Below are 17,228 nucleotides of genomic sequence, written 5' to 3'. Positions count from 1 at the left end.
TTAAATTTTATTTAATACACCTTAATATACACCTACTGATAAATTTTAAGGTCAAAATTAGGTTATCATCCCGATTGCAATTGCCATCTATCGTAACAAAATATCTTTTATTTCCGGAATACTAAGCCCTCTTTTTTTAAGTTCCTGTATTTCTTTAATTTTCTCTATCGCTTTAGCTCTCGGAAATCGCCTTGTCAGGTTTTCCTCTTCCTGCTCAAAGGGAAGCATTCCTTCTTCAGTATAGAATTTCAGTGTGCTGTAACGGCATCCTGTTAGGCGTACTAGTTCACCGATGGACACATATTCTGATACCAGTATTTTTTCCAAGGTACGCTGACGGGACATACAAATTCCTCCAAATCATTAGTATAATGGATATATTCTTAAACGGACACCGTGAATTGGCATTCTACCACCATTAACTGCGGATGGCACGGCTTCATAGATGAGATTATCTATTTTTATAAGTGGCACTGTCCCTTCACGTAAAACAGTATAGTTATGACCCTTTTCCCTAAGCCGTGTCAGTACATCACGCAATCGTGCTTCCTTACCTTCGAAATAAGCGTCAGTTTCGATAAAAACAGATTGAGAACGCTCAAAAACAGGGAAAGTAAAATTGATACCTGTACCCGTAGGAGTACCCATAGCAGCTCTTTTCAGCCTAAGAAATTTCTTTATTCCTATTTCTAGTGAACTATGGATAGCAACAGGTAAAACTTTTCTTGCCAAATTGCTGTTTTCGAATAATTCACTCATTCGTACTTTTACCCTTTTCAATTCCTCATCGGAAAAGATATCATTAAAGCATCCGCTTTCCCGCATCAGCCAGAGCATGAAGATAGACTCATCGGTCATCATCCCTTCTTCCAGAGTTTCAGCACGAAGGTTTTCAATTACTTTTGTAAATAATTCTTCATTACTGCGGTATTCCTTTATTGATACACTAGCAGTGTCAAACAGTAAATCACATCCGAGCAAATTCGGAATTTCTTCTAAAGCATGATCCCCAATAAGAGAATCTGTATAGGCCCTCTCAATTTTTAATAAATATTTCCTTGATAATTTACTGACAACGGTGAGTAAATGCGGAAGAGTGTCACTTAAGCTGTCCTTTCTGCCTAAAACAGCTTTTAAAACTGTTTCTTGATACAGAGTGACTTCAGGCCTCTCCAGATCCGTCCTATTGAAAGTAACCATATCCTTATCAATAGTAAATCCTTGCTCCAGATACAATTCTAAAATGGCAGCGGCAGCCATGCAGCGCAAAGCCACTTTCTTTGCATTGGTTAGATGAAGACTGTCTTGTGCATTTAGTGCTACCAGTGAGAAGTTCTGAGAAAAACGAAGTTCCATAATATTAATTCCTCCTTTTAGTGGTCACACTGAGCAATTAAGCTCCCTCGTTCCCCTTCGGGCACTGGGCAGTTTAAACCGCTCGTTCCACTCGCAAACTGCCCGTCAAAGTCCATTTAGGACTTTGACCTCGATAATTGCTCGTAAATGTCCATTTAGGACATTTACCGGCTAATTAACAAATTTCTAAAAGTATATTTTTGCCAATTACTTACTACTTACTACTTATGATTTAAATGTATCACCTTTCCATTATTCTGTCAATATTACATTTTTATAAATTTAAGCATAATCATAGTTTTAATTAAGTATCCCGGAACTAGGCAGATGCTGCATGAATGAGACAGTTAACGACATATGTCACATACCCACGGGTGTAAAACTCAGCTGAGATATAATAGATAATGATTAATTGTAAAGAATTGCATAAAGTCTACCGATAATTTAATAAGAATAATGTTCTTTGAAAACTAATATTACGGCATAGAATGGCTTATCTTTATTTTGAATTAATGATTATATAAAAGATGATACTCGATTGTAAAAAATGTAAACAAGCCTATAGGATATATTAATTATTTAAAATTTATTGAATAAAGGGGAAAGCATTGATGAAACAAAAGATTAACGCAGTAGAAAAGAGTGGAACATATAATGCTTATAAATTAGGAGTGCATCAAATATGAAAAATTACTTTTCTTTATTTAACAATAAGAAGAAATATTATATTGGTTTTACTATAGTTGTATTATTTTGCGTAATAATGTGGCTTTTTACTTATTTTTTTTCACCTATTCCAAGATTAAAAGCCGAAAATATAAAAGCAAAAGAAATAAGTATTACTTGGAAGTCATCTAAAGGAGCAACAATATACAATATTTATAAATTAGATCAAGAAAATGGAGAGTATAGCAAGATAGCTACTGTTAAAGAGAATAAATTTACAGACTATAATTTGAATCCTGATTATAAATATTGGTATAAGGTTTCCGCAATTATTAATGGGGAAGAAGGAAAGCTATCTTCATCAATTGGAGTATATACTAAAAAATTACCAGGTTCTCCAACTAATCTGGTTATTGAATCTTATACCTTTGATAATGTTAAAATAAAATGGGGACCTGTAAACAATATAGATAAATATATAATTTATAGGAAAGATGAGGATAAAGGAGATTTTAAAAAAGTTGGTGAATCAAAAGATAGCACATATTTAGATACTAAATTGAAGTCAACATCTAAATATAATTATAAAATAACTGCAGTAGATAAAAATGGAGAAGGCAATTTTTCGGAAGCTATTGAAGTAATTACACGAGAAAAGGTAAATGAAATGGGGAATAGCGGCAACAATATAGAAAATGATGGTTATGCTGCAGAGCAAGGTGAATGGATTTACTTTGTAAATAAATCAGCAGGCTTTAATAGTCTATATAAAGTACGCAAAGATGGGACTTCATTAAAAAAGTTATTTGATGGTAGTATTCAAGATATAAATGTAGTTGATAATCGGATATATTTTCTAAACTTTTCAAGTGGTTTTTCAGTTTGTAAAATCAACACTGATGGTAGTGGATATAAAGAAATCATAACAGGGCTTTTATATGGTTTTACAATTAAAGGTAATTGGCTTTACTATGATGATAAAGGTATTAATAAGATAAATCTTATGAGTTTAAAAACTGAAAAATTAACCAATGTACCAGCTGGAAGTATAAATATTGAAGATGATTGGATATATTATTCTAATATATCTGATAAAAACAGAATATATAAGATTAAAACTGATGGAAGCAACAATACAAAATTAACGGATAAAAGAACCTCCAAAATAATTATATATGAAGATTGGATATATTTCACAGACTTAGGTGATAAAAACTCTCCGCTTTATAGAATGAAAAAGGATGGTAGTGACTGTATTAAAGTAATTGATTATGGAGTAACAAGCTTCAATATTGGAAAAGATACCTTGATATATAATTTACGCATAGGCAATTCACAAATGGTATTTAAATCTGATATAGATGGAAAGAAACAATCAAAAGTTACAGATATTTATTATAGCAGCATAAATATTATTGATAATTATGCCTTTATTTATGGAAATGCATCAGAAAGAGTTGAAGTAATTAAAATAAAAGATGATTTAGAAGATAAATCATTTGATATTGGAGAAATGTAGAATATAGTTTGGTGCAATAATTTTCTTACGAATAAATTTAAGCTTCTATCACATATTATATCTAAGCAACTTAAAAACTTAAAAATTGGACGGTGAAGCAGCTTGAGTAAAAAAGATGATTTTAAAGATTTAAGTGAAGTTAATGCAAAAACACTGGGGAATTTTACAAGAGATGCAGTAAAACAATTTGAAAATAATATTGTAAGTCAGACAGATTATTTAGAAAAGGTGGAAGAAAAGGCAGTAGAGGATAAAAGTTAAGAAGATAAAATTAGGCATCCATATGACTTGTTAAATAAGTAACAAGTCATGTGGATGCCATTATTTTACTCTACTTCATCCCTTCCCATATGATGATGCATTGGATGTTGTGGATGCATAGGATGCATCGGGTGCATTGGATGATGTGGATGCATAGGGTGCATAGGGTGCATTGGATGCATTGGGAAATAAGGATGATATGGGTAATATGGATGCATGTGGTGGTATGGACGACGTTGTCTTGACATCATATCATCATCTGAGTATTCATCCATATCATAGTTTATTTTATGGCCCATTGGCATTTGATTATTTTCCATCATCATTGGATTTGCGTTGTACATCATAGGGCACATGTGCATATATGGGCACATATACATTGGTTCCATCATATAAGGCATTGGCATATTACAGTCCATATGATGGTGATGGTCGCTTGTTCTGCGGCGGTCTAGATCTGCATTGATATCTAATTCATCATTGATATCCTCTTCTGGGAACCTATAATACATTAATAACCCTCCAAAAAAATTACCTACATTAATATTATATTTTCAGTAGTAGCTATTGTTACCTTATTAAGAAAATAAATTATAAGGTTTCAATCATACTTATTTAAAGGCTTTATTTTGTAGGCTAATAGCCTTGCTGGAATATATTTCATGATGATTTTATCCCTAAAAAATATGATAATATACGTATAATCCCTTGGTATTATTTAATGAATCTTATTAAATGTTATGATAGGAGGGCATGAATGGTAAAAAGAAAAATGATATTAGCAGCTATGGCATTGTGTATTTCAGCACAGCTTGTTCCGTATAAGGCTTTAGCTGCACCAATTGCCATTAGACTTTCGGGAATGGATAGATATGAGACGGCAATAAAGGTTTCACAGGACTCCTGGCAAAGCTCAGATTACGTAGTTATTGCAACAGGAGAAGATTTCCCAGATGCTCTATGTGCTGCACCCTTAGCTAAGAAATATGATGCACCTATATTATTAACTCGAAATGCTGCAATTCCTACTAATGTAGTAGCCGAAATTCAAAGACTTGGTGCCAAAAAAGTATTTATTGTTGGTGGTACTGGAGTAATATCCTCAGCTGCAGAAAGTGTACTCAATGGCCTGAATATTCAAAGTACAAGAATACAGGGGCAGGATAGGTATGAAACTAGTGCTAAAGTAGCTCAGATAATTGGTACAAGCAATGGGATTGCTATAGCATCAGGAGAAAATTTCCCCGATGCCTTGTCAATTGCGCCAATAGCTGCAGCAAAGCAAATGCCTATTCTATTATCAAACTCTAATACAATGCCTTCAAATATAAAAAATCTTGCCTTAAATAGCAGTGGAGAAAAATATGTTATAGGTGGAAGTGGGGTAATTAGTGATAGTGCAGCAGCCTCGTTAGGCGCTTATAAGAGATTAGCCGGAGTTAACAGGTATGAAACAAATTTGGCTGTAATTAAGGAGTTCTCAGATACTATAAACTTCAATAAGGTTTATATAAGTACAGGAAATGACTTTGCAGACGCAATATCAGGATCTGCAGCAGCGGCATTAACTTCTTCGCCTTTAGTTTTAACTGATGGTACTGATTATAATACATATAGTTTCATTAAGTCAGAGTATTATAATATTTCAGCCTTAAAGGTACTTGGGGGAACGGCTGTTGTCTCTGATGCTATTGTTAATACCTTTTTGCATGAGCCTTACTCTAAAGTTGTTTTAGGCTATGCAACATATTATTATCCTGGAGACAGCTCCTCCTATAATTCAATAGCAGCACATTCCGATGTAATAGATCAGATTGCTACTGATACCTATAACACTGATGGAACTGGAAATTTAACAGGACTTTTACCGGCAGATCAAATTAGTTATGCAAATAGTAAGAATATAGATACTTATGCTATGGTGGCTAATAACTTTGATGGAAGCATTGCGAAAACTCTTCTAGAAAATTCAGCTAACAGAGCAAATTTAATTAATAATATTTCCAATGCAATTCGTGTAAACAATTTTAAAGGAGTTAATATAGATTTTGAGGGGATATATTCCTCAGACAGAGTTTATTTAACAACCTTTATGAGAGAGCTTTATAATGTTCTTCATCCACAAGGCTATAAGGTAACTATTGCTGTACCGGCTAAAACAGTAGAAAGCCTGACTGATGGCTGGGCAGGGGCTTTTGATTATGCAGCACTTGCTAATAATTCTGATGAAGTTGTAATTATGACCTATGATGAGCACTATGCGGGCGGAGCACCAGGACCTATTGCATCTGAAGGCTGGGTACAAAGTGTAGTAAATTACGCAGTAAAAAATATTCCTAGTGAAAAAATATTATTAGGACTTGCTGCTTATGGCTATGATTGGCCTTCAAATGGAGCTTCTGCTAAGGCTTATGGAGTAGATTCAATGTATAATTTAGCAGAAAGCTATGGAGCACAAATTAAATGGGATCCAGTTTCAGATACCAATTATTTCAATTATACTGATAAATCTTCTATTTACCATAGTGTTTGGTTTGAGAATAGTACAAGCATTGCCTATAAGTTGGACATAGTAAATAATAACAATTTAGGTGGTATTGCTATATGGAGACTTGGACTTGAAAATGCAGATTATTGGACAAGCATTAAAACAAAATTAAATTAATATAAGTGATAAACAACGTAAGTTTATACCTAGCTAATCTATAAAGTAAAGATGATTGCCTTGCAGTCATCTTTATTTTTATAAAGCTTCTTTAAAATATATTAAATGTGGTAAAATATGAACAAATAAATGAATTTGAGGATTTATCATGAACTTAGGAAAAAATTCTATTCAAATTAAAATTATGATGTTTTTTATTATCCTCTCTACTGTTCTCTTTGTTACAGTAGGGTTCTTGTTCTTTAAAAGCACAAAAGAGGCAATAAACCTTTCTAAGGAGAAAGAATTTATAACCTTAGCAGAGGAAACCTCTAATAAGATTGAAAGATATATGTTTGAAAGGTATGGAGATATACAGGTAATGGTGAATTCTCCACTGCTTAAAAATAAAGAAGCAAGCAATGATCTTATGAATAGCTATTTAGATAGTGTAAGAAATGCTTATAAGGCCTATGATTATATTTTAGTGACAAATTTAGAGGGAAAGGTTTTGGCTTATTCAGGAAACTTAAAAGCTGATAATGGCTATGAAAGCTTTTTAGGAGAGGTTTTAAAGGGAAAGAGCTTTGTTTCAGATTTCACATATTTTCAGGACACAAAATCCTACGGGGTTTATTATGCTGCTCCAATAATGGATGACAAAGATAAGATAAAGGGAGCAGTAGTTGAGAGAATGAACTTTAATGCTATTTTAGATATAATAAGCAATGTTCGTCTTGGTGAAAAGGGCTATGCTTTCTTAGTAGACAGCAAAGGTAACTATATTAATCATCCCTTTAATAGTCTGGAGGTTATTAAAGCTCTTAATAATAGCAAATATGCTTCTTTTTATACCACTCATAATAATGTTCAATATTTTTCTGCTCTTTATGGTATAAATAAATACGATACACAAAAAAACAATTGGTATGTGGTAGTGGAAGAGCCAGTAAGTGAAGCCTATGAAGTTGCCTATAGGCTTAGAACCTATACTATTATAGTTCTTATGATATCTGTGGCAATAGTTTTTGTACTAGTAGCTATACTTTCAAGAAAAATAGCAATGCCAATAAAAAATTTAGTAAAGGAAACTCAAAATATTGCTGAGGGTGATATGGGTCAGAATATTAATATCCAAAGCAAAGACGAAATAGGAAGCCTGGCAGAATCCTTTAATAAAATGTTAGAAAAATTAGAGGAAAGCGTAACTAGAGCTAAGAGTCTGGAGGCACTTGGAGCACTTTCAGCTGGTATGGCACATGAAATTAGAAACCCACTTACATCTATAAAGGGTTATGCTCAGTATATTATGTCTGAACTTAATAAGGATAGTGAACTATATTCAGACATGGCTGTAATAAGCTCTGAAGTGGATAGATTAAACAATATTATTGATAGATTTTTAGCCTTTGCAAGACCAAATGAGCTTAAACTTGAAAAATATGATATAAATGATATTGTTAAAGAAGTTATCCTCTTAATTAAAAGGGATAATACCTTTGATAATATAAAACTTAATATTAATTTTGGAGAACTTCCTCTTATAAATGCTGATTTTGAGCAAATGAAGCAGGTCGTATTAAATATAGTAATCAATGGGGTGCAGTCAATGCCTCAAGGTGGAGAACTAACAATATCTACTCTTAATAATCAAATATTATCTATGGTTGAAATAGAGATAAGCGATACTGGACAAGGAATATCTCATGAAAATGTGAAAAAAATATTTGAGCCTTATTTTACCACCAAAGATAAAGGCATAGGACTTGGGCTTGCCATCTGTTCCAGAATAGTAGAGAATCACAGGGGAATAATTGAGGTAGAAAGCATACCAGGGAAAGGAAGTAAGTTTATAATAAAACTTCCGGAGGATAATTAATAGGACGGTGCAGTAATGAAAAATTATTCGATACTAATTGTAGATGATGAAGAAAATGTTACAAGGCTATTAAATAAAGTTTTAGTCAAAGAAGGTTATGAGACTCATATGGCACATAATGGGGAAGAGGCTCTTTACATAATAGACAATTATGATATTGATATAGTTATATCTGACATAAAAATGCCAGGTATGAGTGGAATAGAGCTTTTAAAAAATATAGGAAAGGTGGCACCCTTTATCAAGGTGATTTTGATTACTGCCTTTGCTACTGTAGATACAGCCATTGAAGCCTTAAGAATGGGTGCAAAGGATTATATTACAAAACCCTTTGATATAGAAGAAGTAATAGAAGCACTTCGTAATTTAACTTCTGATAAGGATGAGGTTCTAATAAGAAGTCAGGCGCTTCAAAAGGATATAAAAAATACTAAAAATAAACTTGAGAGTGAAAGCGCTGCAATGCTTAATGTTATAGATATGATAAAGCAGATTGCCGATACAAGAGCAACTGTAATGCTCTATGGGGAAACAGGAACCGGTAAGGAGCTGGCTGCTGAAACCCTGCATAATTACAGCTCAAGAAGTCACATGCTTTTTGTTAAAGTAAATTGTGCAGCAATACCTGAAAACCTGCTTGAAAGTGAGCTGTTTGGCTATGAGAAAGGGGCATTTACAGGGGCTGTTATAAGAAAACCAGGAAAGTTTGAATTAGCTTCTGGCGGATCTATATTTTTAGATGAAATAGGCGATATTACACTTGGAGTACAGGTTAAGCTATTAAGAATACTTCAGGAGAAAGAATTTGAGAGGCTTGGAGGAACTAAGACTATTAAAGTGGATGTTAGAATAATAGCAGCTACAAATAAGAATTTAGAGGAATTAGTTAAGGAAGGAAGCTTTAGAGAAGACTTATATTATAGGCTGAATGTGGTGCCAATTAATATGCCTCCATTAAGGGAAAGAAAAGAAGATATACCTATGCTTGTCTTAAGTTTTTTAAACAAGTCCTCGGATATATCGGGAAGGGCTCCAAAGAGCATAAGTGAAGAGGCTTTATCTAAGCTAATGGCATATAATTGGCCGGGGAATATTAGAGAACTTCAGAATATAATTGAAAGATGTGTAGTTATTACACCAAAGACTAATATAGGTGTAGAAGATTTGCCATTAAATATTTCTCGCTTTCAGGAACTTAAAGAAGCTGATGAGGAGATTTCAAAGCTTGAAGAAGCCTTAGATGATACAGAGAAGGAAGTAATTTTAAAAGCCCTTAAGGAGAGCAGCGGGAACAGGACAAAGGCTTCAGAGATACTAGGTATAAGCAGAAGATCCCTTCATAGAAAAATTTTAAAATATAATATATAAGTTTATTTATAGGGACAAAGTTGGCGCTAGTGTGCAACTTTGTCCCACTTATTTTATATACAAATTTAAACTCATGAACAAATAAAATCAATGTTATGACTATTATTCATCTATTTTCAGTTAAAATTCTATAGAAATAACGTAAAGTTTTAGGAATGTAAAAATAAACAATCTAAAATAAACCTCTGTTAGCATATATTGTAAGCCTTTTCTCTTGGCACAATAATTGCTGATTATATAATTGCAATAATAATTCAAATCCCTAATTAATAATTGTTAGGGCAAAAGTAAAATACAACAAGCTAAACAATTAGTAATTGTTTAGTACAAAAAAGGAAAACAGGAGGAAAGGTTTATGCCACACATTAACAGCGGTGATACAGCATTTGTTTTAATTAGCGCAGCACTTGTCTGCCTAATGACACCAGGGCTTGCATTTTTCTACGGAGGTCTTGTAAGAAAGAAAAATGTTTTGACAATAATGATGCAGAGCTTTATATCCATGGGAATTGTAACTTTAATATGGATATTTGGAGGCTTTAGCTTAGCCTTTGGACCAGATATACATGGAATTATAGGAAGTTTAAAATATTTTGGACTTCAAGGTGTAGGGATGGCTCCAAACCCAACCTATGGACCTACCATACCATTTTTAACATTTTTCACTTATCAAGAAATGTTTGCAATAATTACTCCTGCACTTATAACAGGAGCCTTTGCCGATAGAGTTAATTTTAAGAGCTATCTTAAGTTTCTTGTAATTTGGAGTATTTTAATTTACATTCCACTAGCTCATTGGATATGGGGGGGAGGCTTCCTTCAAAAACTTGGAGTTGTGGACTTTGCGGGAGGAATAGTAGTTCATGTAAGTGCAGGAATAGCAGCGCTTGCTTCTGTATTCTTCGTTGGAAAAAGAAAGATACTTCCTGGAGAAAATACTGCACCCCACAATATTGCCTTCGTTGCCCTAGGCACAGGTCTATTATGGTTTGGATGGTTTGGCTTTAATGGCGGCAGCGCACTAGCTGCAAATGGGGTAGCTGCAACAGCATTTATTAATACTGACGTTGCAGGCTCCATAGCAATGGTTACCTGGCTTATTATATCCTGGAAGGTAGAGAAAAAACCTACATTAGTAGGGGCTCTTACAGGAGCAGTAGCAGGCCTCGCTACTATAACGCCTGCAGCAGGATATGTTAGACCTTGGGCTGCTGTTATAATAGGAATTTTATCAGCAGTAGTTTGCTATTTGGCTGTTCAAGCCAGAATTAAATTGGAATGGGATGATGCTCTAGATGTATGGGGAGTACATGGTGTAGGAGGTATCTTAGGCTCAATACTTGTAGGAGTATTTGCTGAAGCCTCTGTAAATGGAGTAAAGGGCTTAGTTGCAGGTGATTTCCATCAGTTTGGAGTACAGGTACTTGCAGTAATATTTACAGCTGGTTATTCATTCTTAGTAACCTATTTAATATTAAAGATATTAAATGCTTTTGAACCAGTAAGAGTAAGTGAAAAAGCTGAAATTGAGGGATTGGACGCAAGTTTACATGGAGAAACTGCATATCTTTAAACTAAGTGGCTAGTATCATAAAGGGCGTTTTACCACCTAAAGGAAGTGAAAACAATTCACTAACTTATTGCTTATATTCTTTAACAATAAAGGAAGGTTTCTATTACTAAAAAGGTAATGGGAGCCTTCCTTTGGCTTTTTTGTTCTAAAAATAAGGTAAGTTAAAATATATTATAGTGATAAATATTATGATTTTATATAAGTAAAAGGAGATAGGCATGAGAAAAGCTATAAAAATTATAAGCCTTCTTTTTTTCACAACCTTAGTTATGCAATTTATTAATATATACTGCTTAAAGGCAGCAGAAGTGCAAAATAATATCATTTTACTTATGGATGTTTCAGGAAGTATGAAAGAAACTGATCCTAAAAGACTTTCCATAGTAGCTGCTTCAATGCTTATAGACAGTTCTGCTGATAACACCAATCTAAACATTGTCACTTTCGGAGATAAGGCAAAGTCTAAATTTACTTTAGAAAGTAAACCATCAAAAGAAAAGCTAAAAGGGGAGCTTGCAAATATTAAGTTTGATAACAGCTACACAGACCTGAAGGATGGAATAAAGGAGGCCTTATTGCAGCTTAGTAAAATGCAGGGGAATAAGAGTATAATTCTACTTTCAGATGGCAAGGAAGATATAAGAGATGGAATAACAAAGGAGCATAAAGATGAGTTCGCTTCATTAATTGATAAGGCACATTCTGAGGAAATAAAAATAAATTGTATTGCCTTATCTAATTTGGCTGATAAAGCTGCTCTGCAGAATATAGCCTTTAAAACAGAAGGGCAGTTTTTCTATTCTAATAGCCCTTCTCAGCTAATTAATGTATATAGTAAATTAATAGAGAGCATAAATAATTTCTTTACTATAAAGGAATATGAAATAAGTGATGAGGTACCTAGTGAAATTAAGTTAAGCAGTTATGTTCAGGAGATAACTGTTAAAATAGCCTCTTTAGAGAATAAAACTCCTCTTGTAGACATAATGAAAGGCGGCGCGGTGCTGTCTGCAAGTAAATTAGGGGATGGCTATAAAATATACAACATTAGTAATAAGGAGGATTGTATTCTAAATGTTTCTCCAAGAGACAATGGAAAGTATTTAGTAATAATCCAGATTAAAAGTAAGTCCGTGATAAGTATTAAACCATTAGAAAAAGATTTTAGTATTCCTAAGGAGGTACCTTTAAAATTAAACGTTACTTTAACTGCAGATAAAGATATAGTCGGGCTTCACATGGATAAGGTTGAGGGAACATTTAGAGAGCCAATAGAGAGGGACAGCAGTGGCTTTAATTTTACCTTTAATAAGGCTAAAAGTGGTGAATATGAAATATTAGTAACAGCTTATGATGGACAGGGAAGAATTATAGCTGTAAACAACTTAAGGATTAATGTTACAGATGACCCGCCTTTTTATTACAAAGCTGAAATACCAAAGGAAATAGTTATTGATAAGCCCTATAAAATAGTGCTTAAACAATTAAGCCAGGATAAAGTTATCAACCCCTCAGGAGAAATCATAGTGGATTATGGGGATAAGTATGAGAAATTCCCTCTAAAAATTGTGGATAACTATTTGACCACAGAGGTGACTTTACATAAGCTTCAAGAAGTAAGTTTAACTGTCTGTGTTAATGGGGTTTTTGATAATGACAGCTTTTCTTATTTTTTACCTCAGTCTAAAGTTACTGCAGTAAAAAGACCTTTAACAATGAAGGAGTATTATTATGAAAAATTTAAAATTCCTATGTTAATTATTTTTATTTTATCAGCCATGGATTTACTAATTATTGTATTTCAAAGAACACAGTACAAAAGGTTTTTAAAGTACAGCATTACAAAGGAATTAACTTATAAATTAGGCTCAAAGAATATAAGTTATTTCTTGACTGTAACCCTCACTCCAACAAAAAATATAAAATATTTAAATCTAAAGGGTAATACACTTGAGGCTGAAGATGAAGAAAATAATGGAGTAGGCTATTTACTCCTTGATTTCCCCAAAGGCAGTAAGATATTTCAAGGACTTAAATACCTTGTACTAAAGGATAAGGCTTTTAAAATAGAATATTATCCAAGTATGGAGCAGCAAGTGTATAAGGAGGAGGAAGAAGTAAGCGGTTCTCTATTATTTGAAGGAAATATAAGGATCATTATTAAAGTTAAAAAAGATGAAATAATAATATATTCATAAACATAATATTATTAGATGCAAAACTCGCTGAACCTTAAATTAATAAATAATCAAGGAGGCAACTATGCAGGTACCAAAGGATGTTTTACCTACCCTAATAATTGGTCTTGGAGGAACAGGCTATCAAGTAATCAAAAGAGTAAAGGAACTTTTCAAAAAAAGATACAATGATGAAAAGCTGCCTATAAGATACCTTTTAATTGATACAGATTTAAAATCTTTTATGGATGAAAGCATTGAAAATAACGAGAAATGTCAATTAAAATTTGGTGACGGTATAAAAAATACTTTGGACTTTGCTTATAGCAACCTTAACTTTCATTGGCTGCCCAAAAGTCCAAAATTAACTGCAGATTTTTTTACAGCTATTGATCAGGGAGCAGGTCTTATGAGACCAATAGGCAGGCTTTATCTTTGCAAGAATGCAAAGCTTGTGTATGATGTACTTACTAATGCTAAAAACGATTTAGTGGATATACATAAAATTCTAACTGAATATGGAAGTGCTTTTTTAGAGAATATAGACAGGCAAAAGGTATATATAGTTGGTTCTCTTGCTGGGGGAACTGGCTGTGGAGTATTTTTAGATGTAGCAGTGATGCTTTCTAAAATATTTAATAGGGATAATACAAATTTAATAGGCCTCTTTACCTTAGAAAGCTGTTACGATGAAAAGCTTTCCTCAGATATAGATGCTCAAAATAGAAGTAAGGCAAACTGCTATGCTGCCCTTAAAGAACTGGAATTCTATATGTCCACCATAACAGATCCAAAGGATGAAAAATATTTATTTAAGTATAATAATTTAGCAGAAATTAGATTAGAGAGAAGACTTTTAGATGTTTGCTACTTAATTGAAAATAAAAACGAGCTTGGAGGGGTTCTTACAAATATTGAAGACATTTATGAATTGTGTTCCTTACAGCTATTTCAAGAGGTTGGCAGTAAGTTGGGTTCACAGCTTAGGGCAGATTATTCCAATTTTATTTGTAAAGATAAGGATCCTATTTTAAAGAAAGATAGAAATTTCAGTACCTTTTCCACCTCTACCATGGAGCTTCCTATAGATAAACTTAAAAGCTACTGCAGCCTAAGGTTTGCAATGGACATTATGGATACTTTAGAAAAGGGAAGGGGTAACTCAGATAGTATTATAGATGATGATGCTGAAAGCCTTATTAGTAATATTAATGAGACTTTAGGTATTAATGAGGTTTTAGCTGATTTTTCTTTTAACTTAAAAATAAATAGCAGTGCAGCTGCTTTTGATTTAAAGGAAGGGAACTGCGGCAATTTAGATAAGGCTCAGCGCTTTGCCAAGGAAAGAAAAGCTCTATGGAATCAAAATAAAACAAATTTGAGAAACCAATTAAATTCTTTATTAGAAAGTTATATAGACGTAAATATTGTAGGAAAGGGCATTAACTTTATTATTGAAATGTTTAATAAAGCTGAAGCTATAATGTACAATGAGTATTCTGAAGGACTTATAACTACATCAATAGATAAAGAAAAAATAAAGGGAGAAGTCTTAAAATTAAAAAACACTAAAGGCTTATTGAGGAGAGAAAAAGTTACTATTGGCGGTGAATTATGCGGGAAATTTAATAAGTATATAGAACAGGAGAAAGGCAAACTTGTCTCAGACATCTATAAGGATAGACATGAAATGTTTGTTAAGCTTAAGGGATTATTAATAAGTAAATTCCAAGAAACATTAATTTCTATTACAAGTAATAAAAGCGAAATTTTGTATAGGCTTAAAGCCTTAAAAAATCAGCTTGAAAAAAAGTATGGGGGAAGCATTATTTCCAGGGAAATGGTTAATTTGGAGTTTTATGAGGAGTTTTATTCAGAAAAATTCTTAGTAAATTTCACTAGGAGAATGCAAAATATTTTCATGGAAAAGGATATATTAAAGGTTGCTAATGAAGCTTTACAAGATATAATTGAGCTTTGCAATATAGAATTTGAAAAAGTTAAAGGAAATATTAATATAATAAATCTTATGGAAAGAAATGCAGTAAAAGAAAAATTAAACTTAGAAGATTATTTAAAAGAGGAACTAGATGCAGCTGCTAAGCTAGCTAGGCCCTTTTGGTCAGCAGTAAAGAGTCCAGAGGTATCCTGGACAGAATGCTATTATGTGGGCTCCATTAAGGAAGAAGGAACAAATAAACCGCCTATGGCAATTGACAGCTGGATAAAGAATCAAACAGGAGAACTTTCACGGCAGGCAAGATATGTTGAAACAACAAATCCATATGCAATAGACATAATTCATATTACTATGGGGGCTTGTGCAAGCTATTTACCAGAGATAAAAAATTATAAGAAGCAATACGTAAAGCTTCTAGCTTCAGAGGCATATCCTCTTCATCTAAACGAAAAATATATTGGACTTGAGGAAATAGAAATGAATGTAGATAAACTTCTTCAATATTATTCACTAGCAAAGGCCTATGGAGGCATACTGCAAATAGATGGAAGCTACTATTTAAATATACGGGCAAGGCAAGGGACCTATAACTATATTTATTATTCCCCATATTGTATAAGGGGAGCCTATACAGAAGAAAGACCTTTAGAAATACCTGATAATAAGGCAAAGCTTAGAGGTGATTTTAAAAGGCTTGGAGAAGGAAAAGAAGATGTACTTGTAAGTATAAGTGAAGACCTTGAGGTTAATGCTTTAATATACGGCTTTATTGAAGACATAGACAAGATATTTACAAAAGAGGAGCTTAAGAAGCATTGTTTAGAAATATATATTAAGGGTAAGGTAGAACCTGATTTTATATCTAGAGAAAAGCTTCTATATAAGCTTAATTAATAAGCCGCCATGCCGTCCCATTCTTAATAAATAGAACTTTTATAAATGAGAAACACTTATAAGCTAAAGAAAGTGAGCATAATATGTTAATCACAAAGATCTTACATTATTCATATCATGATACAAATGATTAAATTAGGTGAGCTAATGGAAAATGTAATAGAGATAAAAAACCTGATTTTATATAAAAAGGCTGTGAAGCTTCTTCAAGAGAATGATATAGAATATGATAAAGCTAAGCTTTTAAAGGATCCTGAATTATGTTCAGATATTGTAAACATAATTAATCATTTAAAGAATAATTAAGCAAAACTTTAGGGGCTGTTGTTTCAGCCCCTGAAATTATCTAAAGTGGTAAGGTAATGCATAATTTTATGTGCCCATTTTTTATAAAGTCTAGGCTCATCTTTTTTTAAAACTTCCATAAATAGGTCTAAGACACCTAACTTAAAAAGTCCCTTTGAAAGGTGCCTTGGGAAATTTCGTTCTTTAGTATAAAATTTTTGAGGATCTATCATAATAGGTTTGTTATCAGGTGTAATAAAAACGTCCTTACATCTTACATCAATCTTAGTGAATCTAAGTCTTTCAAATTCCTTAAGCATTTCTATTATATCACGTGTAAGTTTTTCATTTAGGCCATTTTTCTTTATGTAATTTTTTAGAGGTATTCCATCAACAAAATCTCTAATCATGTAGTTGCCGCCTACCTCATACAAACGAGGGAAATATTTATTTCCATTTACCTTTTTTAAAATGGAGGTCTCACTTAAAAAGTCCTTCATAACGAAGCATACTTTAATAACCTTATTATCAGGAAGCAAGTAAACAGCTCCATTATGACCCCTTCCAAGAAATTTGCAATCAAAAAGGTTTATATCTGAATATTTATAATTAAATTTGCTGTTTTTTCCCATTCCTACACCAAAAA

At 32.9% G+C, this 17,228-nt stretch carries 13 protein-coding genes; 9 read left to right on the top strand and 4 right to left on the bottom strand.

Features of this window, described 5'->3' with window-relative positions; all coding sequences use genetic code 11:
• Positions 1-87 precede the first annotated feature (87 nt).
• Entirely contained in the window at positions 88-345 is a 258-nt protein-coding gene (locus ACJDUG_RS15335; protein WP_406770749.1) for a helix-turn-helix domain-containing protein, read from the bottom strand.
• Between the two features lie 18 nt (positions 346-363).
• Entirely contained in the window at positions 364-1,356 is a 993-nt protein-coding gene (locus ACJDUG_RS15330) for a hypothetical protein (RefSeq protein ID WP_406770748.1), read from the bottom strand.
• Positions 1,357-2,038: 682 nt separating this feature from the next.
• On the opposite strand from ACJDUG_RS15330, the gene ACJDUG_RS15325 reads away from it, so the two are divergent.
• Positions 2,039-3,541, top strand: a complete 1,503-nt coding sequence (locus ACJDUG_RS15325; protein ID WP_406770747.1) for a DUF5050 domain-containing protein — start codon at positions 2,039-2,041, stop codon at positions 3,539-3,541.
• 102 nt (positions 3,542-3,643) lie between these two features.
• A complete protein-coding gene (locus ACJDUG_RS15320) occupies positions 3,644-3,802 on the top strand; it encodes a hypothetical protein (RefSeq protein ID WP_406770746.1) in 159 nt (52 codons plus the stop codon).
• Positions 3,803-3,867: 65 nt separating this feature from the next.
• Here ACJDUG_RS15320 and ACJDUG_RS15315 read toward each other — a convergent pair whose 3' ends face one another.
• A complete protein-coding gene (locus tag ACJDUG_RS15315) occupies positions 3,868-4,314 on the bottom strand; it encodes a hypothetical protein (protein ID WP_406770745.1) in 447 nt (148 codons plus the stop codon).
• A 245-nt stretch (positions 4,315-4,559) separates the two neighbouring features.
• Between ACJDUG_RS15315 and ACJDUG_RS15310 the strand changes: the two genes are divergently transcribed.
• From ACJDUG_RS15310 to ACJDUG_RS15280, 7 genes are all read left to right on the top strand, one after another.
• Positions 4,560-6,467 (top strand): cell wall-binding repeat-containing protein, encoded by a 1,908-nt coding sequence (locus ACJDUG_RS15310; RefSeq protein WP_406770744.1) that lies wholly within the window; start codon positions 4,560-4,562, stop codon positions 6,465-6,467.
• 148 nt (positions 6,468-6,615) lie between these two features.
• Positions 6,616-8,325, top strand: a complete 1,710-nt coding sequence (locus tag ACJDUG_RS15305; RefSeq protein ID WP_406770743.1) for an ATP-binding protein — start codon at positions 6,616-6,618, stop codon at positions 8,323-8,325.
• A gap of 15 nt (positions 8,326-8,340) precedes the next feature.
• Entirely contained in the window at positions 8,341-9,693 is a 1,353-nt protein-coding gene (locus ACJDUG_RS15300; RefSeq protein ID WP_406770742.1) for a sigma-54-dependent transcriptional regulator, read from the top strand.
• 355 nt (positions 9,694-10,048) lie between these two features.
• Positions 10,049-11,266, top strand: a complete 1,218-nt coding sequence (locus ACJDUG_RS15295; protein ID WP_406770741.1) for an ammonium transporter — start codon at positions 10,049-10,051, stop codon at positions 11,264-11,266.
• A 218-nt stretch (positions 11,267-11,484) separates the two neighbouring features.
• A complete protein-coding gene (locus ACJDUG_RS15290) occupies positions 11,485-13,464 on the top strand; it encodes a vWA domain-containing protein (RefSeq protein WP_406770740.1) in 1,980 nt (659 codons plus the stop codon).
• A 64-nt stretch (positions 13,465-13,528) separates the two neighbouring features.
• A complete protein-coding gene (locus ACJDUG_RS15285; protein ID WP_406770739.1) occupies positions 13,529-16,297 on the top strand; it encodes a tubulin-like doman-containing protein in 2,769 nt (922 codons plus the stop codon).
• A gap of 126 nt (positions 16,298-16,423) precedes the next feature.
• Positions 16,424-16,603: a hypothetical protein gene (locus ACJDUG_RS15280; protein ID WP_406770738.1), complete on the top strand. Its 180-nt coding sequence runs from the start codon at positions 16,424-16,426 to the stop codon at positions 16,601-16,603.
• Between the two features lie 23 nt (positions 16,604-16,626).
• Here the strand turns inward: ACJDUG_RS15280 and ACJDUG_RS15275 are convergent, their stop codons facing one another.
• Entirely contained in the window at positions 16,627-17,214 is a 588-nt protein-coding gene (locus ACJDUG_RS15275) for a protein kinase (RefSeq protein WP_406770737.1), read from the bottom strand.
• Positions 17,215-17,228 lie beyond the last annotated feature (14 nt).

The organism is Candidatus Clostridium stratigraminis (assembly GCF_045310675.1).
GTDB classification, from domain to species: Bacteria; Bacillota; Clostridia; order Clostridiales; family Clostridiaceae; genus Clostridium_AT; species Clostridium_AT stratigraminis.
This window is presented reverse-complemented; position numbering and strand designations above follow the sequence as displayed.